The 16,876-nt window shown below is 37.7% G+C and carries 16 protein-coding genes; 4 read left to right on the plus strand and 12 right to left on the minus strand.

Annotated features, from left to right (window positions below):
• Nucleotides 1-61: 61 nt before the first annotated feature.
• The 3 genes from ISU00_RS16635 to ISU00_RS16645 all read right to left on the minus strand — a co-directional run bounded on the left by ISU00_RS16635 (nt 62) and on the right by ISU00_RS16645 (nt 3,145).
• A complete protein-coding gene (locus ISU00_RS16635) occupies nt 62-1,054 on the minus strand; it encodes a TlpA disulfide reductase family protein (RefSeq protein ID WP_228851802.1) in 993 nt (330 codons plus the stop codon).
• A 278-nt stretch (nt 1,055-1,332) separates the two neighbouring features.
• On the minus strand, nt 1,333-2,310 hold the full coding sequence (locus ISU00_RS16640) for a hypothetical protein (protein WP_228851803.1): 978 nt from the start codon (nt 2,308-2,310) through the stop codon (nt 1,333-1,335).
• A gap of 73 nt (nt 2,311-2,383) precedes the next feature.
• Complete coding sequence (locus tag ISU00_RS16645; RefSeq protein WP_228851804.1) at nt 2,384-3,145, minus strand: hypothetical protein; 762 nt, start codon at nt 3,143-3,145, stop codon at nt 2,384-2,386.
• 238 nt (nt 3,146-3,383) lie between these two features.
• Between ISU00_RS16645 and ISU00_RS16650 the strand changes: the two genes are divergently transcribed.
• Nucleotides 3,384-3,812 carry an FKBP-type peptidyl-prolyl cis-trans isomerase gene (locus ISU00_RS16650; protein WP_228851805.1) on the plus strand — a complete coding sequence of 143 codons (429 nt, stop codon included), beginning with the start codon at nt 3,384-3,386 and terminating at the stop codon, nt 3,810-3,812.
• A 154-nt stretch (nt 3,813-3,966) separates the two neighbouring features.
• Here ISU00_RS16650 and ISU00_RS16655 read toward each other — a convergent pair whose 3' ends face one another.
• From ISU00_RS16655 to ISU00_RS16675, 5 genes are all read right to left on the minus strand, one after another.
• Entirely contained in the window at nt 3,967-4,425 is a 459-nt protein-coding gene (locus ISU00_RS16655; protein ID WP_228851806.1) for a hypothetical protein, read from the minus strand.
• A 290-nt stretch (nt 4,426-4,715) separates the two neighbouring features.
• Nucleotides 4,716-5,864 (minus strand): serine hydrolase domain-containing protein, encoded by a 1,149-nt coding sequence (locus ISU00_RS16660; RefSeq protein WP_228851807.1) that lies wholly within the window; start codon nt 5,862-5,864, stop codon nt 4,716-4,718.
• A 114-nt stretch (nt 5,865-5,978) separates the two neighbouring features.
• Nucleotides 5,979-7,424, minus strand: coding sequence for a serine hydrolase (locus ISU00_RS16665; protein WP_228851808.1), 1,446 nt, complete (start codon nt 7,422-7,424; stop codon nt 5,979-5,981).
• A 46-nt stretch (nt 7,425-7,470) separates the two neighbouring features.
• The gene (locus tag ISU00_RS16670; protein WP_228851809.1) at nt 7,471-8,214 is read right to left on the minus strand and encodes an alpha/beta hydrolase; all 744 of its coding nucleotides are present in this window, start codon (nt 8,212-8,214) and stop codon (nt 7,471-7,473) included.
• 159 nt (nt 8,215-8,373) lie between these two features.
• Nucleotides 8,374-8,967 (minus strand): TetR/AcrR family transcriptional regulator, encoded by a 594-nt coding sequence (locus ISU00_RS16675; RefSeq protein ID WP_228851810.1) that lies wholly within the window; start codon nt 8,965-8,967, stop codon nt 8,374-8,376.
• 72 nt (nt 8,968-9,039) lie between these two features.
• Between ISU00_RS16675 and ISU00_RS16680 the strand changes: the two genes are divergently transcribed.
• Entirely contained in the window at nt 9,040-9,474 is a 435-nt protein-coding gene (locus ISU00_RS16680) for a cupin domain-containing protein (RefSeq protein ID WP_228851811.1), read from the plus strand.
• Between the two features lie 43 nt (nt 9,475-9,517).
• Here the strand turns inward: ISU00_RS16680 and ISU00_RS16685 are convergent, their stop codons facing one another.
• The 4 genes from ISU00_RS16685 to ISU00_RS16700 all read right to left on the minus strand — a co-directional run bounded on the left by ISU00_RS16685 (nt 9,518) and on the right by ISU00_RS16700 (nt 14,032).
• On the minus strand, nt 9,518-9,973 hold the full coding sequence (locus tag ISU00_RS16685; RefSeq protein ID WP_228851812.1) for an SRPBCC domain-containing protein: 456 nt from the start codon (nt 9,971-9,973) through the stop codon (nt 9,518-9,520).
• 48 nt (nt 9,974-10,021) lie between these two features.
• A complete protein-coding gene (locus ISU00_RS16690) occupies nt 10,022-10,849 on the minus strand; it encodes an META domain-containing protein (protein ID WP_228851813.1) in 828 nt (275 codons plus the stop codon).
• Nucleotides 10,850-10,966: 117 nt separating this feature from the next.
• Entirely contained in the window at nt 10,967-11,608 is a 642-nt protein-coding gene (locus ISU00_RS16695; RefSeq protein ID WP_228851814.1) for a peroxiredoxin, read from the minus strand.
• Between the two features lie 114 nt (nt 11,609-11,722).
• Nucleotides 11,723-14,032 (minus strand): TonB-dependent receptor domain-containing protein, encoded by a 2,310-nt coding sequence (locus tag ISU00_RS16700; RefSeq protein WP_228851815.1) that lies wholly within the window; start codon nt 14,030-14,032, stop codon nt 11,723-11,725.
• Between the two features lie 135 nt (nt 14,033-14,167).
• On the opposite strand from ISU00_RS16700, the gene fumC reads away from it, so the two are divergent.
• Nucleotides 14,168-15,565, plus strand: coding sequence for a class II fumarate hydratase (gene fumC, locus ISU00_RS16705; protein WP_228851816.1), 1,398 nt, complete (start codon nt 14,168-14,170; stop codon nt 15,563-15,565).
• A gap of 59 nt (nt 15,566-15,624) precedes the next feature.
• Nucleotides 15,625-16,866, plus strand: a complete 1,242-nt coding sequence (gene hutI, locus ISU00_RS16710; protein ID WP_228851817.1) for an imidazolonepropionase — start codon at nt 15,625-15,627, stop codon at nt 16,864-16,866.
• Nucleotides 16,867-16,876: the final 10 nt, after the last annotated feature.

A 16,876-nucleotide genomic window follows, 5' to 3' on the forward strand; every position in this document is an offset into this window, starting at 1 on the left:
CCTCTACCAATACCCAGTTACATACATTTAAAGAGGTTTAGAACTTGGCGTAAGTACTCCTTTATTCCAAAATCTCATTTAATTTGTTGTTCAGTTCGTCTCCTCGCAGGTTGCGTGCAATGATTTCCCCATTTTGGTCTATTAAGAAATTATCTGGTATGCCATTGATGCCATAGATAAGAGAGGCTTCATTGGATTGACCTTTTAAGTCACTAACATGAACCCATTGTAAACTGTCGCTCTCTATGGCTTGCAACCAATCTTCTTTGCTCTCATCCAAAGACACCGCAAAGACTTCAAAACCTTTGGGTTTATAGGTATTATAGGTTTTTACAAGATTTGGATTTTCCTTACGGCAGGGTCCACACCAAGAAGCCCAAAATTCTAATAATGTAACTTTTGCTTTCGAGGCTGATAGGGACTGCAATTCGCCATCGGTGTTTTCCATTTTGAAATCAGCAAATTGGTCGCCTATTTTAGGGTCTTTATTAAGCTCAATATAGCATTGAACGGCTTGTCCATACTTCGAAGCTTTGTTTTCTTCTGAAAATTGATCAAACAATTCTGTCGTTTTTTGTTTGCCCCAAGTTGTGGAATAAATCGCAAGCATAGAAGCGCTAACAATAGTGTTGGGATGGTTTTTTACAAACTCCATTTCTTTTTGCAGTCTCTCCTTTCGTGGTAAAGAATCTATTTCTGAATACAGGGCAGCGCTTAATTCCTCAGATTCTGAACCTGTAATCGTGGCATGTCTAAAATCGGATTTTGAAGCATCAAAAGTCATAGGCTTATCTTCCGCCCAAAATGACCTATAATTAGAAAAGTCTTTGGTGTGAAGCCATAAACTCATTGGTGATGAAGCCAATGGGGTAGTAAACTCAAAGGCATTGTCTGTTACGAGGGTAGAATCTATGGTGATATTCTCGTGGTCTAGATATAAATAGGTTCCGTCTTTAATGCCGTTTGTTTTTCCGGTTAAAGAAAATTCCTGCTTGGGTTCCTCCTGGCAAGATATAGATAAGATGGCGGTTATTGTTAATAATAGTTGTTTCATAGTTTTTGGGCTAGTTTTAGTCTGTTATATTCTGTTGGAGTCGAAAAATAAAAATTAGGGATATAGATAAAAAAATTTCGTTTTCATTCGGTTTAGTTTAACCTATTAAGGTGTAACGGTATCGGGTATGAGTAGTTGCGTGGTTAAGCACTTGACTTTGCAAGCACACCCCAAACTGAAAATCCGCGAGACACGAGCACGAAGTGCGAACTGTGCGTAAGCAAATTTTCAGAAGCAGGCGAGAACAAGCAATTACTTATAGCCATTGTTGGCAGTAGTTATCTTATTTTCGATTCTATGAATTTCTGTGTCAATTCAATAATGTTTTGTTTTGTATACTTAAGAACTTTAAATTCATCATTTCCAATTATTGTCTGCATATATTCATTAAGCGTATATTGAGTTGGCATTGACCCAAAGACATAGAACCAAAGTTTAATAAAACTATTTTCATAAAATTGTCTAGTTTGTTTTGCTTTTTCTGAATGAATCAATCTATAAAGTAAATCCTTTCGATTTTTATCTTCAATGACTTTTATTTTTATTGATTCAGTTTCTTTATAGTTTATAAACTCATCAAAATTTTCAGTTTCATTTAATCCATAAAAGTCAAGAAATCTGATTGATTGTTCTGAATCGTAAAATTGAATTACAATATCATTCATAAAAATGATATTCGGATTTACATCGCTTGTAAAACCTACATAATTACTCGTGTATTCTATTTGTTCTCCTTTCGTTTGCAAATAGGTTATTGATAACGGGAAGATGTTAATATCCTGAAGTTCTGCTTGATTATGATTGAATATTATTTCACGCAATGACTCTAAAGCAGTATTATTTAAACTAAAAATTTCTTCACATATAGCAGTTCGCCATATTTGTATATAACAGAATAATCTTATTGTTTTTACTTCTTCAAAATTTAATTCAGTAAATCCATCAAGGTTTTCTCCACGTAAACGTGGTAAAATATTGTCTGTAAAGTTGTTTTCTATTTCAGTGAATTTATCTTCACAATCAGAACAAAATACATTATCCACTGAAAAAGGGACTTGTTTTGCTTTTTCTATTTCTTCGTCAGTTGCTTTTCTACCTAAAGCTTCTTCAAGTTTTGGAATGGATGTATTACGTTGAAAATTGAACTCAACAAAAGCTGAATTGTTTGATAAGTCAAAATAAAAGCCTTTTTCTCTATTTTTATTACCATCCGCACCATCTAAATTGAGACAACTACGAATTATTGCGTCAGACAAATAATGAGTATTCGTTTTATTTGCTGGATTTTGACAACATAAAGCACAGGTCATATTAAAATTATATTTGCAGTTATTCTTCTCCTTTTGAAGAAATAACTTTGGTTTTTATATCATAAAGTTCAAAAACTACTTTTGCTTTATTTCTGGTTCTTTTGTCGTCTGAAATGAAATAATCGCAAAATGTAGAGAAATAAGCGTGGCTTGAATCCCATAAACGAGCGTAATTTGACTTCTCATTGTATTTGTCTTTCCAAAAGCCAACTAAATCCAGTATTTCAAAAACACCTGCAAATCGATTATGCAAACTCATTTCTTTTCCATTCGGATGCAATTCAATTCCTTTTTCAATCAATTCTAAAAGAGTAAATCCACCCATTGCTATTTTGTTGGCATCTATTTGGTCGATAACTTCTTTAGGTGAATAGTTGTTTATTCTTAATGGGTCAATATTTAATTGTTCTCTAAACTGTTTCTTTTGTTCTTCAGATGTATTGTTTACCATTTGTTTCATGGAATTTCTTGCAAATGATACTTCGTTAATCGATTGGTAAATGTGAAAAGGCTCATATTTAGTTTTAATAACCTTATTTGAAGGTAGCAATCTTTCTAAATAATGATTCTTCGTGATTTGGCTAATTATCTTAAACCTTTTTGATAGTCTTTCATTCAACTCTCCATTCGTAGAAGCAGTTATTTCATTTGCTTCAAAAATATGCGACATTGAATAATAGAATCTAGTAATATCTCTTTCAGTCAGCTTGTTTAAATCCGAAATCAAAAGAGTTCCTTTTTCTATATCGACTATTATGTTATTGTCTAAATATGCGGTCATTTTAATTACTGCCAACAAGCGGCTAACACCATTAAAGTGGTGTTATTTTTTCTATAACATTTCCATTCTATTAATAATCTAACAAAATAGAACTCGTATTCTTTTTAAACAATACGTAATGTTACGTATTTGGCACGGTAAGTATAAGAAATTTCTGTCAAATTATGTTAAGGGAATCCGTAATAGGTTGGGTGTTCCATATAATAGTGGTAGTTTCGCAAAAATTTAAAACGTAAGTATGAGTCAAGCAAAAGAGAATGATACGGTAAAGGTTCATTATACTGGTAAACTTAAAGATGGTCAGGTGTTCGACAGCTCTTTAGAAAGAGAGCCATTAGAGGTAACCATTGGGCAGGGTATGCTTATTCCCGGCTTTGAAAAGGCTATTATCGGTATGGAACCAAATGAAAAAAAGACGGTAGAAATTTCTAAATCAGAGGCCTATGGAGAGGTTCACAAAGAACTGTTCCATGAGGTTAAAAAAGAACAACTTCCTCCAGACATTAAACCAGAATTGGGTATGCGCTTAAGTTCTCGGTCTAATGACGGACAAGAACATAGTTTTACCATTACAGAGGTAAGAGAAGATTCTATTATCGTAGATGGTAATCACCCACTAGCAGGTAAAGATTTAATCTTTGAACTAGAATTGGTAGAGATCGCTTAAATTAGCAGAACAGCTTATTTTAAGAACTTTAAAATATAAAACCACAGCTAAACGGCTGTGGTTTTTTTGTGTTTTAATAATTCTAGGTCTGGTATTTGGTTAAACTAATTAGTCAAAATTTATTTGGATAGTAGAAACCTAGGCAACTTTCAGCTTATTGATGAAAAGCTTGGTTATGAGCCAAAGTAGTCCCACAGATGGCGCAGTTGCCGGCAGATCCAGATCCTCCTGCACATCCCTTTGGACAGGTATAATGGAAAACACCAGCAGTGTTGTTGTTGGCTCCAGTAGCAAAGGGGGCAGCAGTTGGCGTATTATTTGTATTGGAATGATATGCCTGGTTATGTGCTAAAGGTTTTCCGCATGTTGCACAATTCCCAGCTGAGGCAGAACCACCAGCACATCCATCATTGCAGATATAGTGAAATACCCCCCCAGCAGTTTGAACGGCCTCCGCGCTATTTGCGTTAGAGGTTGCTGCATCTGAAGGCGTATCTGAAACAGAAGATTCCTCAGCTTCCTTTATTTCTGAAATCTGTCTGTTGTCTTTGCAGGCATAGAAAAAAATGACTGAACTAAAAAAGAGAATGGCAAGCTTTCTAAAGTGTTTCAAAATGTTTGTATTTAAGTCTGTAATGAATAAAATCGGATAAATTTAGATCACCAATTATTTGTATTATAGGTTAATGAAAGATATCATTAATTATGTAAACTTAGTTAATTTTTTTATAGCATTAGGTAAATGCTATTTAGATGACAATCACCCACTAGCAAGTAAAGATTTAAACTTTGAACTAGAATTGGTAGAGATCGCTTAAGTAAGCAGATTAGCTTATTCTAAGTCACCACATTAAAACAAACCACAGCTTAACGGCTTTGGTTTTTTATGCTTTTTATTGATGGTTAGTCCAACAGCCCACTTGCTTTATAAATCCGCTCCAACATCGCAAAAGAATTTTTTTCAATATCCCATCTGTTATAATTTCCCGCGGTGGTAATAACCAATAGATTGTTTGTGTTCTCAAAATATATGCGCTGATCGCCATTGCCAAAAGCAGCAGGAACCGTTAAATGGCCATTAGGGGTGTTGATGTCGAGAACCCAAAACTGGTACCCATAACCTCCGCTATTTGGTCTATCAATATGTGAGCTTAACGATTCTTCCACCCATTCCTTAGGCAATAATTGATCTATGCCCCATTTGCCTTTTTGGTGGTATAGGATGGCAAATTTTAGCATATCCCTAGGGGTTAATCTTAAACCAGAGGCCGCTGCAGGCGTATTGGTAGCAGGTGAAATAGTCCATTCGGTATGATGGATATCCAAAGGCTCAAAAAGAGCTTCTTTGGCAAACTCGTGTATATCCTTACCAGAAACCCGTCTTATAATTTCCGCCAACAATTCTGTTGTGCCGCCATTGTATTTCCATTCGGTACCTGGCTCTGCAGTTAAATTTCTACTCAATACAAAACCGATACCATCCCCACTGTTGATCATCTGAATTTCACTGTTTTTCGGATCGGTATAGGGGATAGTTTCATCCCATTCTAAACCAGAGGTCATGGTTAAGAGATGTTTTAGGGTCAATTTTTCACGTCCCTCATTTTTATACTGCCCGTAATCCTCAAAAAAGTCAAACACTGGTTGGTCCACACCTTTTATTTTCCCTTGAGCAATGGCAAGCCCTATACATGCTGAAACCACACTTTTGGAAACAGAGCGCATATCGTGCAGCACAGTATCGTTAAATACAACAACGCCTATATCGTCGCCCCAATTTTGATCGGCTCCTTTAAAATACTCCTCCACTACCAGCTTATCGTCTTTATAAATGAGCAATGAATGTCGGTTAGGATAAAAGCCTTCTCTAATACTATCTAACAATCCGGTTATAATTTCTGTATCGATGCCGACCTCATCTAGAGTGCCTGTAGCAATTTCGGGTTTAGCCGCTTCTGGTTGGATTTCAGTTATGGTTTTAGACTCTTGGCGACAACCATTAAGTAAGAGGATAATACTTGCTAATGCACCTACTACGCGTAATTTTTTCATCTGAAGAATTAATATTTGAAAATTGTAGGAGTTCTTAGTGAGATTGGTTGTAACTAAGATAGGGAATTGTTCGAATCTTTAATAAATGTCACTAGGTAGGAACGTTCTTTAGGTTTAGTTTCTACGGGTACCCAGGGAATCTTTAATGCGGCTCATCATTTCCTTACCAAACCTATTGTTAGGGTTTAGCTCCACCGATTTTTTATAATTGTCATAGGCCTGTTGGTAGTCCCCAGCTTCAAACAAGGCTTCGCCTAAGCTATCATAGACATTAGAACTTTCAGGGTAAGCCTCTACATTCATGCTAAATAGTACGATGGCATCTTCAATGTTGTCAGCACCCAACGCCATATACCCCATTTGGTTTAAAAACTGTTCGTTAAACTCCTCTGGGTAGGCTTTTGTATAGTTAGGATAGGTTTCCAAAAACGCACCTAAACCCTTATTTATATAAAGTCGTTGGAGTTGAAAGTTAAGGTCGGTATATTGGGCGTAGTCGGTCCAACTGCCCATGACGTCTTCCTCAGGAAACACAAGATCCATCAGTCGCCTAGAAATTCCAATGCCATTATGGCTATTGGCAAAATAAACGAATCCCTTTTGCTGTGGCCTAGAGGCTAAAAAGAATGCCTTAAAGGCACCGTTATCGCCCCAATGCCAAAAGAGAGTATCCTTATCAACCAAATTTAGTCCCACGCCCAACCCCCAAGCCATAGATTGGTTGCTGTCTTCCCACCAAACCTGGGGAGTCATCATCGAGTTTACCAACTTAGCTTGTATGTGTTTTGGCTGCAATAATTCTTGTATAAACTTGGCATAATCGGTGGCCGTGGTATGCAAGCTATAGGCGGCATTGGGCTCTTGGGGTTTAAATTTGTGCTGTGGGCTTAAATCCCTAGCATGGCCTACTGCATAATTACTGCTATCGGACACTACCATAAAACTGCGGTCCATCCCCAATGGTTTAAACACCTTTTGGTTTGCTAAATCCGTTAGAGAGGCATCTGTGATCTGTTCCATTACCTTCTGCAGATACACAAAGCCTTCCCCCGAATAGCTAAATTTTAGTCCGGGTTGAAACCTCAGATTTACAGTATCTAACTGTCGATTTCTGCGCCAATTGGGTAGTCCTGAGGTATGGCTTAAGACCATGCGGGCGGTAATCTCTTTATAATGCTCGTTATGGGAAATGTCGTGGTAATTGTAATAATCAGACAAGGGTTTATCTAAATCCAATGTCCCTTCCTCCACCAATTTTAGGGCACAATAAGCCGCAATACATTTTGTAAGTGAAGCTGCCTCAAAAATAGTATTTGCATCTATGCTGTCTTTGCTGTCCCAGTTCTTAACTCCCAAGGCATTGTTGTAAAGGGTGTTTCCATCCTTAAAAATGGCTATGGAAATTGCTGGTATATCGGCGCTGTCTTTTAATTGTAGTAATACCTCATCGGTGATTATGGGTGCTTCAATCTCTGCTTGCTCTGACTTTTGGTTACAGCCAACAAACAGAACAATTGCCAAACTAGAAATTGTTTGTTTTAGAAAAGTGATGAATTTCATAAGAGTGATTTTGATTGATGAATCTTGTTAAAAAGATAGAATTTTTTCAATCGATATCCATAAATTCCAATATACTTTCTAAGGTTTCCTTTTGTTGTAGTTCCCTACTGATGTTCGCCTTATCATCCCCTAATTGAAATCCATAATACCCAAATTGGGAGTGGTTGCCGCCTTCAATACGTTTAAACTCCGTTTTTTCTGGCAGCATGGGTTTATTTTTTAGCATGGTCGCTTCATCAGCGACGCCGTCATTGGTACCATAAATTTTTAGTATCGGTAAGGTTTGATCGGCAAGTGAAATATCCCTTGGATGGGTAGTGCCTATTAATATGAGTTTGTCAATCGCATCTGGATTTTCATAAACAAATTGAGCCGCCATTTTTCCACCTTGGGAATGACCCGCCAAAATATAGGTCATTGTGCTATTTTTGAGAATATCCAATTCTTTTATCTTATTATAACCCATAGTAGCTTGCCGCCACGGCATTTTTATAAGATAAACTTTTACGTTGTTTTCAGCTATGTTTCTACAGAGAGGAATATAGGCTTTAGGTTGTACTAAAGCCCCAGGAAAAAATATGAGTGTTGAATTATAATAAGCGGTTGGGGTGTAGGAATAGAAATCGGAAGTGTTGTGGAAAGTTAATTGGTCATCGCTTTGCATGAGGCTATTTTCAACATTATGGGCTTGCATTGAATAGAATTGCCATAGCATAAAAGCAATTCCCGCTAAAACCCAAAGCATCCGTAACTTCTTTCTAATAGACCATTTTCTTTTGTTGTTTTTCATGATGATTTTTGACTATAGCCAATGAAAAGTTAGCAATCCATGCATTTATAAACTAAGATATCAAAATACTTGGTTTTAATAGTTCAAGCAGAGAGGGATATGCTCAATCGCCTTGATAGATTCTAATATCAATAGAATATTTTAATAATTGTAGATGTCCTATTTTTTCGGAAGGTTAAGTGCTTTAAGAATTAAATCTATCCCCAACTTAAGTACTTCCTTGGATTGTTGGTTGTTAAGGCCACATACATCTTTCGTAACAATGATGGGCTCTATCCCCATAAGTACCGTAAACAGGTCAATAAGTTTGACTTTATCTTCTTTAGGCAAGTCCAAATTCTTAAAAGCCAGGCCCAGGGTCTTTTTACGTCGGGCACCACGTTTATTTTTAGCATCATTGGAGGCTATGGCAATACCGAGGTATTTTCGGAAAGCAGTCTCGTTATCCAAGGCTAGATCGTTATAATAGTCCTGTATGCCCAATATGGTTTCATTGATATCCACCTCACCCAGGTCGGTTATAATCGTTTCAGGCGGAAGGACTGAAAGATCTAAACCAGCTTCGTGCAACAACACCTCCACATTAGAATAATAGCGGTAGATCGTTGCTCGGGATACCCCTGCTCTATTGGCAATTTCATCGAGGTTGACGTTATGCCCGCTTTTAAGGAAATATTGGGCACTTTCAATAATTTTCTCACGGGTTTCTAACTTTTGGTTCACCCTGCCAGATTGAATGTAATCCTCTTTCATGAGACAAATATCTTATAAAATTTGGAGAATAAAAAATTTCCTCCTATGTTTGTGAGACAAAAATCTCATAAAATGGAAACAACTAAGTCAAAATGGGTATTGGGGCACAAAGTAACCCCTTACGATACCACGGGCGATTACGATTTAATGATGGGAGAAACCCCTGCCAAAGTGCCCGGGCCACCTCCACATTTACATCAATCGTTTAAGGAAGTATTTTTAGTCGTTGAGGGCGAAATGGATTTTATAGTAGATGGTGAGGCCAAAAAAATTTCAGCCGGAGAATCTATAGATATTCCGCCAAACACCTTGCATACCTTCGGAAACAATAGCGACAAACCCTGCAAATGGATAAACATCCACAGTCCCAAGGGATTTAGGGAATTCTTTGAAAGTCTTGGTGTGGAAGAGTCAGATCCAGAAGCCCAGCAAAAGTCGGTTGCCCAAGAAACGATTCAGAAAGTTTTACAAACTGCTGCCGATTATGATATGATCATCAAGCTTTAACAGCGAGGTATTAGTTGTAACTTAAAAAGTACCTCTTCCCCACTTACCCCATTTGTTTTAGCAGTGTTTCCAACCGATCAAAATTCTCCTCATTCTTTTCAGGCACGAAGTTGAGGAGTTTGTTTTTCACCTCTGCAGAGTAGAATTTCATAATAAAAGAAAGTTTCGAACTACTTTGATCCATTTCCTCAATTGTAATAAGCATTTGAAAATAGGGTTGGGTGATACGATCCCAAGCAATCAAATTAGGTGGATCTATTTTTAGAAAAACCACTTCGTTTTCATAATTGCCAACTTCAGGACCGTGCATGGTAAATTTCCAATTACCCCCTACCCTAAAATCGAATTGATGAAAGGTATTGGTAAATCCGTTCGGACCCCACCATTGCTTGAGATTATCAGGATTGGAGAAGGCTTCAAACAACTTAGATGCCGTGCAATTAAAAACCCGACTGGAAACTATTTCGGTTTCAGGATGCGGTTCAAGAAGTTGTTTCATAAAAAGTCTTTATTGTAAAGCTAGTTTTGGTTTATTTTCCATCATGAATTAATCAACCTTTTTAAAGGTAAGCTCCACACCAGAAGGATTAGAAAGATAAAGACCATTTTCTCCAATTGAATAAGTAGTTACACCACGTAAGGCCCTCAAAAATTCATCCTCCTTATTACCTTCTGCACAAGCCATTTTTGTAGTGACAATATTGGTAAACCTGAGAATGTTGTTTTCAAAGAATACGGTACCGTTCATTCTATTACAACCAGCATAGCCCAAAAATGTATTTTGGGTGGTATTGATTTCCAAATAGGGAAATTCATTCGCAAAATCATCAGTGGTCACTTTTTCAGAATTAATGGTACTAAGCGACCAAATATCGTTCAATCGATAGTCTGTCACATAGGTCCCGCAGCCATTCACTTTGGTAAATTCCTTCTCCTTGGTTGATTTATATTCCACCGTTACCTGGTAAGGAAAAGCCTCGCCAGACATAGCATTGGTACAGCTGCCCTGCTTAATTTGTATGACCAGGTTGGCCGATTCTGTGTTTATGGTATATCGAGATACATTGGCATCCATAGCCTTAACTGGTTTTGTAGAGGGGGTGATAATAGAATCTGTGGGTGTTTTAAAAACGATTTTATTATTCATCAACTCCAAGCTCCAAAATGGTTCGGTACCAGTAGCTTTAAAATAGGTATCCGTTTCCACAAACGCCTTTGTATTGTCTTTCATTACCTCAACTTTAATAGCTGTACTATCCTCGGGTAATGAGTCAGTTTCAGTTTGTGATTTTTTATTGTCACCACAACCTAAAATCAAAAGAAATAATGGACCAAGCAAGGCTAGAAATACATTTTTATAAGTGGACATGTTCATTTTAAATTGTTTGAATTTGAAAATTACAAAAAGGCACCATAGGTTGTATGGTGCCTTCCTCATAATAAATGATTGGTAAATTGAAAAAATCAATTGTGTATTGTACCTATAAAGATACTAATTTAAATTGGGTTGTGGTGTTAAACGCAGATAAGGTTTTATTTCTTTATAGCCTTTTGGAAATAATTCTGGTATTTGCTCATTGGTTACCGCAGGTACGATCACACACTCGTCGCCCACATTCCAATTGGCAGGTGTTGCTACCTTATGGTACGCCGTTAATTGAAGGGAATCAATCACCCTTAACAATTCATCAAAATTCCTTCCTGTAGAGGCAGGATAAGTGATGATCAATTTCACTTTTTTATCGGGATCTATTACAAATACTGAGCGTACGGTTGCTTTTTCGCTGGCGTTTGGGTGAATCATATCATATAATTCTGAAACGTGGCGGTCCTCATCGGCCAGGATGGGGAAATTAACCGTTGTATTTTGGGTTTCGTTAATATCGTTCACCCAATCTTTGTGTGATTCTAATCCATCCACACTAAGCGCTACAACTTTTACATTGCGCTTATCGAATTCTTTTTTGTATTTAGCTACTGTACCAAGTTCTGTTGTACAAACCGGCGTATAGTCTGCTGGATGTGAAAATAAAACACCCCAGCTATTGCCCAACCATTCGTGAAAATTAATGGTTCCTTCCGTAGATTCTGCTGTAAAGTTTGGGGCTGTATCCCCTAGTCTTATAGTTGCCATAGTTATTGATTTTTAAATAGTTAAATTCCTACCAATTTAGTAGATTACTATAATAATCGAAGGTAGTGCTTTTCTTTTAAAATAAGCTTAAGAAAATGTTAGGATTATACTATTTTATAAACCAGCCTGATAGGTTAGGTGAATCCCCGCATACCAATTACGTGGATTACCAGGATAATAGAAGCGTGGAAGATTGGTTCCGAAGCCAAGTGCATTAATTTGAAGTTGGGACGCATAGGCCTTATCCAATGCATTATTGATCCCGCCATATACATTTAGAAATAATTGGTTAAATAAGGTTGTTTTAAAACCTAGCTTGGCATCAACTAACCCATAGGAATCGCTAAAAAATTGATTGGCGTCATTTACAGGCATATCACCAATATGGTTATAGGATAAACGACCATAAAAGCCCGAATAATTTAACAACTGTAGCTGAAGATTATACATATGATTAGGGGTGCCTGTTACCCGATTTCCGCTAAAATCGTTATCGGCATCCACAAAATCTGTGAATTCGTAGTCGTTTAGGCTTAAGGCTCCCAAAAATTGTAGTTGGGTGTTGGCATTTTTCCAAAGGGTACTACTTAAACTCAATTCAAGTCCATTATACCGAGCCTTTCCTGCATTTATCGCATAAAAATTATCATCAATAGTACGTCGACTGACCAAGGAATTGGTCACTTTCATATGGTATAAAGACAATTCAGCTTTCAGGTAGTTTTTCCATTGAAAGCGAGAACCGATTTCAAAATTCCATCCAACTTCCGGGTTTAAATCTGGATTAAATACCCCTTCAGGCAATAGAGTTTCTGCTGTAGTTGGGTTTGAGTAACCATGGCTTATATTCCCAAATAACCTAAAACTTTCACTTAGTTTTGAGACAATCCCGATCTTGGGTGAAACCAGCAAATCAAAAGAATAGCGGTTCGGATAATCATCCACAGAATTTTGAAGGTCTCTAAGCTGGTATTCGGTTTTATTCACATTTAATCCAAGAACTACTTCTGTGGCTTCAGAAACACTCCATCGACCTTCAGCAAACAGATTAATATAATAACGTTTTTCTCGTAAATTGGTTAACATCTCTCCTTTAACACTGCCTGTACCCGGAGGAAAGGAGGCATAAAGGTTTTCAAAGGTTTTTGGTTTGTACCTATCGTAAAAGCCTTCTAGGCCAAATGAGTAATTGAACCTCTTCTGCAATAAATCAATATGATTTTCGTACCTGCTCCTCAGCCCCATTCCTTGGGTAGCCTCTTCTAAAATATTAAATGGCCTTGGTTCTTCATTGGTTTTTGAATTCAGAAATATAGAGCTTACCCAGCTCCCTGATTGTTCAAAATAATGCCGCCAACTGAGCCCTAAAATCAAAGCTTGGGAATCTTCATAGGCCTCTGCCCTTCCCCATACAAATGCAGCACGTTCTGGTGATTCTTCAAAATCATCACGATCTAAAGAACTCGGTATGCCACCAAATAAATCAACATATGAGGCTAATAAAGTTAGACTGTTTTTTGCGTCTAAAGTCCATCTTGAAGTGAGCGTTAAAGTTTTCCTATCGTAGGAATTATTCTCCCTGAATCCATCCGACAAGGTTGAACTATAAAGCACATTAAATCGTGCATCATCCAAAGAAAAAGAGGTGTTGGCCAAATATTTTTGATAGCCAAAACTGCCTGCTTCAAAAGAACTTGAAAGTTTGGTGGATTGTCCATTTCCAAAATTGGGTTGTAACAAAATTGTTCCTCCGAGCCCAACTCCGAACGTACTTGCAGACGGGCCTTTTATCACAGAGATTCCCGCTAAACTTGATAATTCCAAATCTTCGATGGCGGATTCCCCGTTACCATCGGTTAAGGGGATATCACCAAAATACGCCCTAATATTGGCTGTACCGAAAAGACTTCTGGCACCTATCCCCCTAATGCTGATTCGGCTGGTATTCAATGTACCAGATTGCATAAACACACCTGGCAATGTATTTAAAATACTATTGTAAAAACTTGAATTATAAAGTTGTAACTCTTGGGAGGAAATCTGAGATATCGCCTGAACACTGTTAGTTTTGTTGTAACCCAAACTTAGGGCCGTAATAGTAACTTCTTCTAATTGCCTATAATCCTCTTCAAGTTGTATAAGCAAAAAGACAGCTTCTTCCTCAACCTTAATTTGTTTTGAAAGATATCCATTGGCCTCCACAACTAAATCACTTCTAAATTCAATTGAGAAATTTCCGTCCCAATCTGAAATTGCAAGTTCGAGTGAATTTAGGGTTGAGATTTTAGCATGGGCAATCGGCATGCCGGTATTAAAGTCAATAACTCGTCCACTGATTTGGTTTTGACTGTACAGCAGTGGACAATTCAAAAAAGAAAGGATGAAAATTACGGCAAGTAAAAAATGCTTTTTCCTAGAGTTCAATCACTTGATTTTAGATAGGTGACAAAATTCAAAAAATACTATCAATAAATAGTAATAAATACAAATTATGTTACACAATACACCCAAAAAATACTCTCAATCCTTAAATTTGTAGTTCGATAAAATGCATAAGAAATGAGCTACAGAATTGAGAAAGACACTATGGGAGAAGTGCAGGTTCCTGCTGATAAATTGTGGGGTGCACAAACAGAAAGGTCACGCAATAATTTTAAAATTGGTCCAACAGCCTCCATGCCCTTAGATGTGGTTTATGGCTTTGCCTATCTTAAAAAGGCAGCGGCCTATGCCAACCATGAGTTGGGTGTATTATCTGAGGAAAAAAGAAATCTTATCGCCCAAGTATGCGATGAAATCTTAGAAGGGAAATTAGATGATCAATTTCCATTAGTAATTTGGCAAACAGGCTCTGGCACCCAGAGCAATATGAACGTTAATGAGGTTATTGCACACAGAGCACATCAATTACAAGGTAAAACCATAGGTGAAGGTGAAAAAACCATTTTACCCAATGACGACGTTAATAAATCCCAATCGTCTAATGACACCTACCCAACAGGAATGCACATTGCTGCCTATAAAAAAATTGTAGAAACTACTATTCCCGGGGTACTGCAACTGCGCAATACCCTCCATAAAAAATCCCTTGAATTTAAGGATTGTGTGAAAATTGGCCGTACCCATCTTATGGACGCTACACCGCTCACTTTAGGCCAAGAATTTTCTGGCTACGTATCCCAACTAGATCATGGCATTAAAGCATTAGAAAACACCTTACCACATCTATCTGAATTGGCCTTAGGTGGAACTGCAGTAGGGACTGGCTTAAATACCCCCGAAGGTTATGATGTGTTGGTTGCAAAATATATAGCTGAATTTACCGGCTTGCCTTTTGTAACGGCAAAGAACAAATTTGAAGCCTTGGCGGCCCATGACGCCATTGTAGAATCGCATGGTGCCTTAAAGCAATTGGCAGTTTCCCTAAACAAAATTGCCAATGACATTAGAATGATGGCATCAGGACCACGAAGTGGAATTGGCGAAATAATTATACCTGCAAATGAGCCAGGAAGTTCCATTATGCCAGGAAAGGTTAATCCAACTCAATGTGAGGCATTAACGATGGTTTGTGCCCAAGTAATGGGTAATGACGTAGCCATAACCATTGGTGGCACCCAAGGCCATTACGAATTGAATGTCTTTAAACCATTATTGGCCTATAATATTCTTCAGTCTGCCGAATTGTTAGGAGATGCCTGCAAAAGTTTTGACGAGCATTGTGCCGTTGGAATTGAACCTAACAAAAAAGTGATTGAAACATTATTGAATAACTCTTTAATGCTGGTAACAGCATTGAATACTAAAATCGGTTATTACAAGGCGGCTGAAATTGCTAATTCAGCCCACAATAATGGAACTACCTTGAAAGAAGAAGCCGTAAGATTAGGTTATGTCACCCCAGAGCAATATGACGAATGGGTGCGACCTGAAGATATGGTTGGTAGCTTAAAATAAATACACTAACCTCCTTACGCCAGTGGTAAACCACTGGCGTAATTTTTTAACCAATCGAAATGACAGTACTAATCATAAACATTAAGCAGTTAGTTCAGGTAAGGCAAAACAATGTAACTGTGGTTAAGGGCAAGGATATGGCTGATTTACCAGTTTTGGAAAATGCCTATTTAATGATAGAGCATGACACCATTGTGGAATTTGGGCCAATGTCTGAATTAGATGAAATAGAAGCAGATGAAATTATAGATGCTAAAGATAGAATTGTATTGCCAACTTGGTGCGATTCGCATACCCATGTAGTATATGCCGGTAATAGGGTTGGTGAATTTGAGGACCGAATCAATGGCTTGAGTTATGAAGAAATCGCATCCCGAGGCGGCGGTATTTTAAATTCAGCCAAACTGTTGGCAGAGACGTCTGAACAAGAGCTCTATGAACAATCGATTAAACGGATTCATAAATTAATTCGCCTAGGTACTGGTCTTTTGGAAATTAAATCCGGATATGGATTAAGCCTTGATGCCGAATTGAAAATGCTCAGGGTTATCAGAAAAATTAAGAAGGAACTTCCGATCACTGTTAAAGCCACTTATTTGGCCGCTCATGCTGTTCCAAAGGAATATAAGGATAATAAATCGGCTTATGTTGATTTGGTGGTCAATGAATTCATCCCAACGATTGCCAAAGAAAAATTGGCAGATTATATCGATGTCTTTTGCGAAAAAGGATATTTTGATGTAGAGGATACTGAAAAAATTCTGAAGGCTGGTGTCGACCATGGGTTAGTCCCTAAAATCCATGTGAATCAATTTAATATCATTGGGGGTGTTGAGGCAGCCGTTCGACATAATGCTCTATCTGTGGATCACCTTGAATTGTTAGATGACAATGATTTGGAACATTTAAAAGGAAGCAGAACAATGCCTGTAGCCTTGCCTGGCTGTTCTTTCTTTTTGAGCATACCATATACACCTGCCAGAAAAATAATAGACAATGGCCTTCCCATTGCACTTGCAACAGATTACAACCCAGGTTCAGCACCAAGTGGAAACATGAATTTTGTGGTGAGCGCGGCCTGCATAAAAATGAATATGACACCGGCTGAGGCTATTAACGCAGCTACAATCAATGGTGCTTATGCCTTAGGAGTTTCTAATCAATACGGTAGTATTTGTAGAGGGAAAAAGGCCAATGTTATGATTACCAAAGAAATTCCCGATTACCGATACCTCCCCTATTCGTTTGGGGAAGATTGTATCGACAAAGTACTCGTACACGGTATGATTTGGGACTTATAAAATTAAAAAA

Source organism: Aegicerativicinus sediminis (assembly GCF_015476115.1).
In the GTDB taxonomy this organism is placed as follows: domain Bacteria; phylum Bacteroidota; class Bacteroidia; order Flavobacteriales; family Flavobacteriaceae; genus Aegicerativicinus; species Aegicerativicinus sediminis.

What these genes read in the sequence shown, in the direction of transcription:
- ISU00_RS16675 (WP_228851810.1), bottom strand. Translation starts at nt 8,967, where the DNA reads ATGAAAGAGGATTACATTCAATCTGGCAGGGTGAACCAAAAGTTAGAA.
- ISU00_RS16695 (WP_228851814.1), bottom strand. Translation starts at nt 11,608, where the DNA reads ATGGCAACTATAAGACTAGGGGATACAGCCCCAAACTTTACAGCAGAA.
- ISU00_RS16685 (WP_228851812.1), bottom strand. Translation starts at nt 9,973, where the DNA reads ATGAAACAACTTCTTGAACCGCATCCTGAAACCGAAATAGTTTCCAGT.
- ISU00_RS16645 (WP_228851804.1), bottom strand. Translation starts at nt 3,145, where the DNA reads ATGACCGCATATTTAGACAATAACATAATAGTCGATATAGAAAAAGGA.
- ISU00_RS16680 (WP_228851811.1), top strand. Translation starts at nt 9,040, where the DNA reads ATGGAAACAACTAAGTCAAAATGGGTATTGGGGCACAAAGTAACCCCT.
- ISU00_RS16660 (WP_228851807.1), bottom strand. Translation starts at nt 5,864, where the DNA reads ATGAAAAAATTACGCGTAGTAGGTGCATTAGCAAGTATTATCCTCTTA.
- ISU00_RS16650 (WP_228851805.1), top strand. Translation starts at nt 3,384, where the DNA reads ATGAGTCAAGCAAAAGAGAATGATACGGTAAAGGTTCATTATACTGGT.
- ISU00_RS16665 (WP_228851808.1), bottom strand. Translation starts at nt 7,424, where the DNA reads ATGAAATTCATCACTTTTCTAAAACAAACAATTTCTAGTTTGGCAATT.
- ISU00_RS16635 (WP_228851802.1), bottom strand. Translation starts at nt 1,054, where the DNA reads ATGAAACAACTATTATTAACAATAACCGCCATCTTATCTATATCTTGC.
- ISU00_RS16690 (WP_228851813.1), bottom strand. Translation starts at nt 10,849, where the DNA reads ATGAACATGTCCACTTATAAAAATGTATTTCTAGCCTTGCTTGGTCCA.
- ISU00_RS16670 (WP_228851809.1), bottom strand. Translation starts at nt 8,214, where the DNA reads ATGAAAAACAACAAAAGAAAATGGTCTATTAGAAAGAAGTTACGGATG.
- fumC (WP_228851816.1), top strand. Translation starts at nt 14,168, where the DNA reads ATGAGCTACAGAATTGAGAAAGACACTATGGGAGAAGTGCAGGTTCCT.
- hutI (WP_228851817.1), top strand. Translation starts at nt 15,625, where the DNA reads ATGACAGTACTAATCATAAACATTAAGCAGTTAGTTCAGGTAAGGCAA.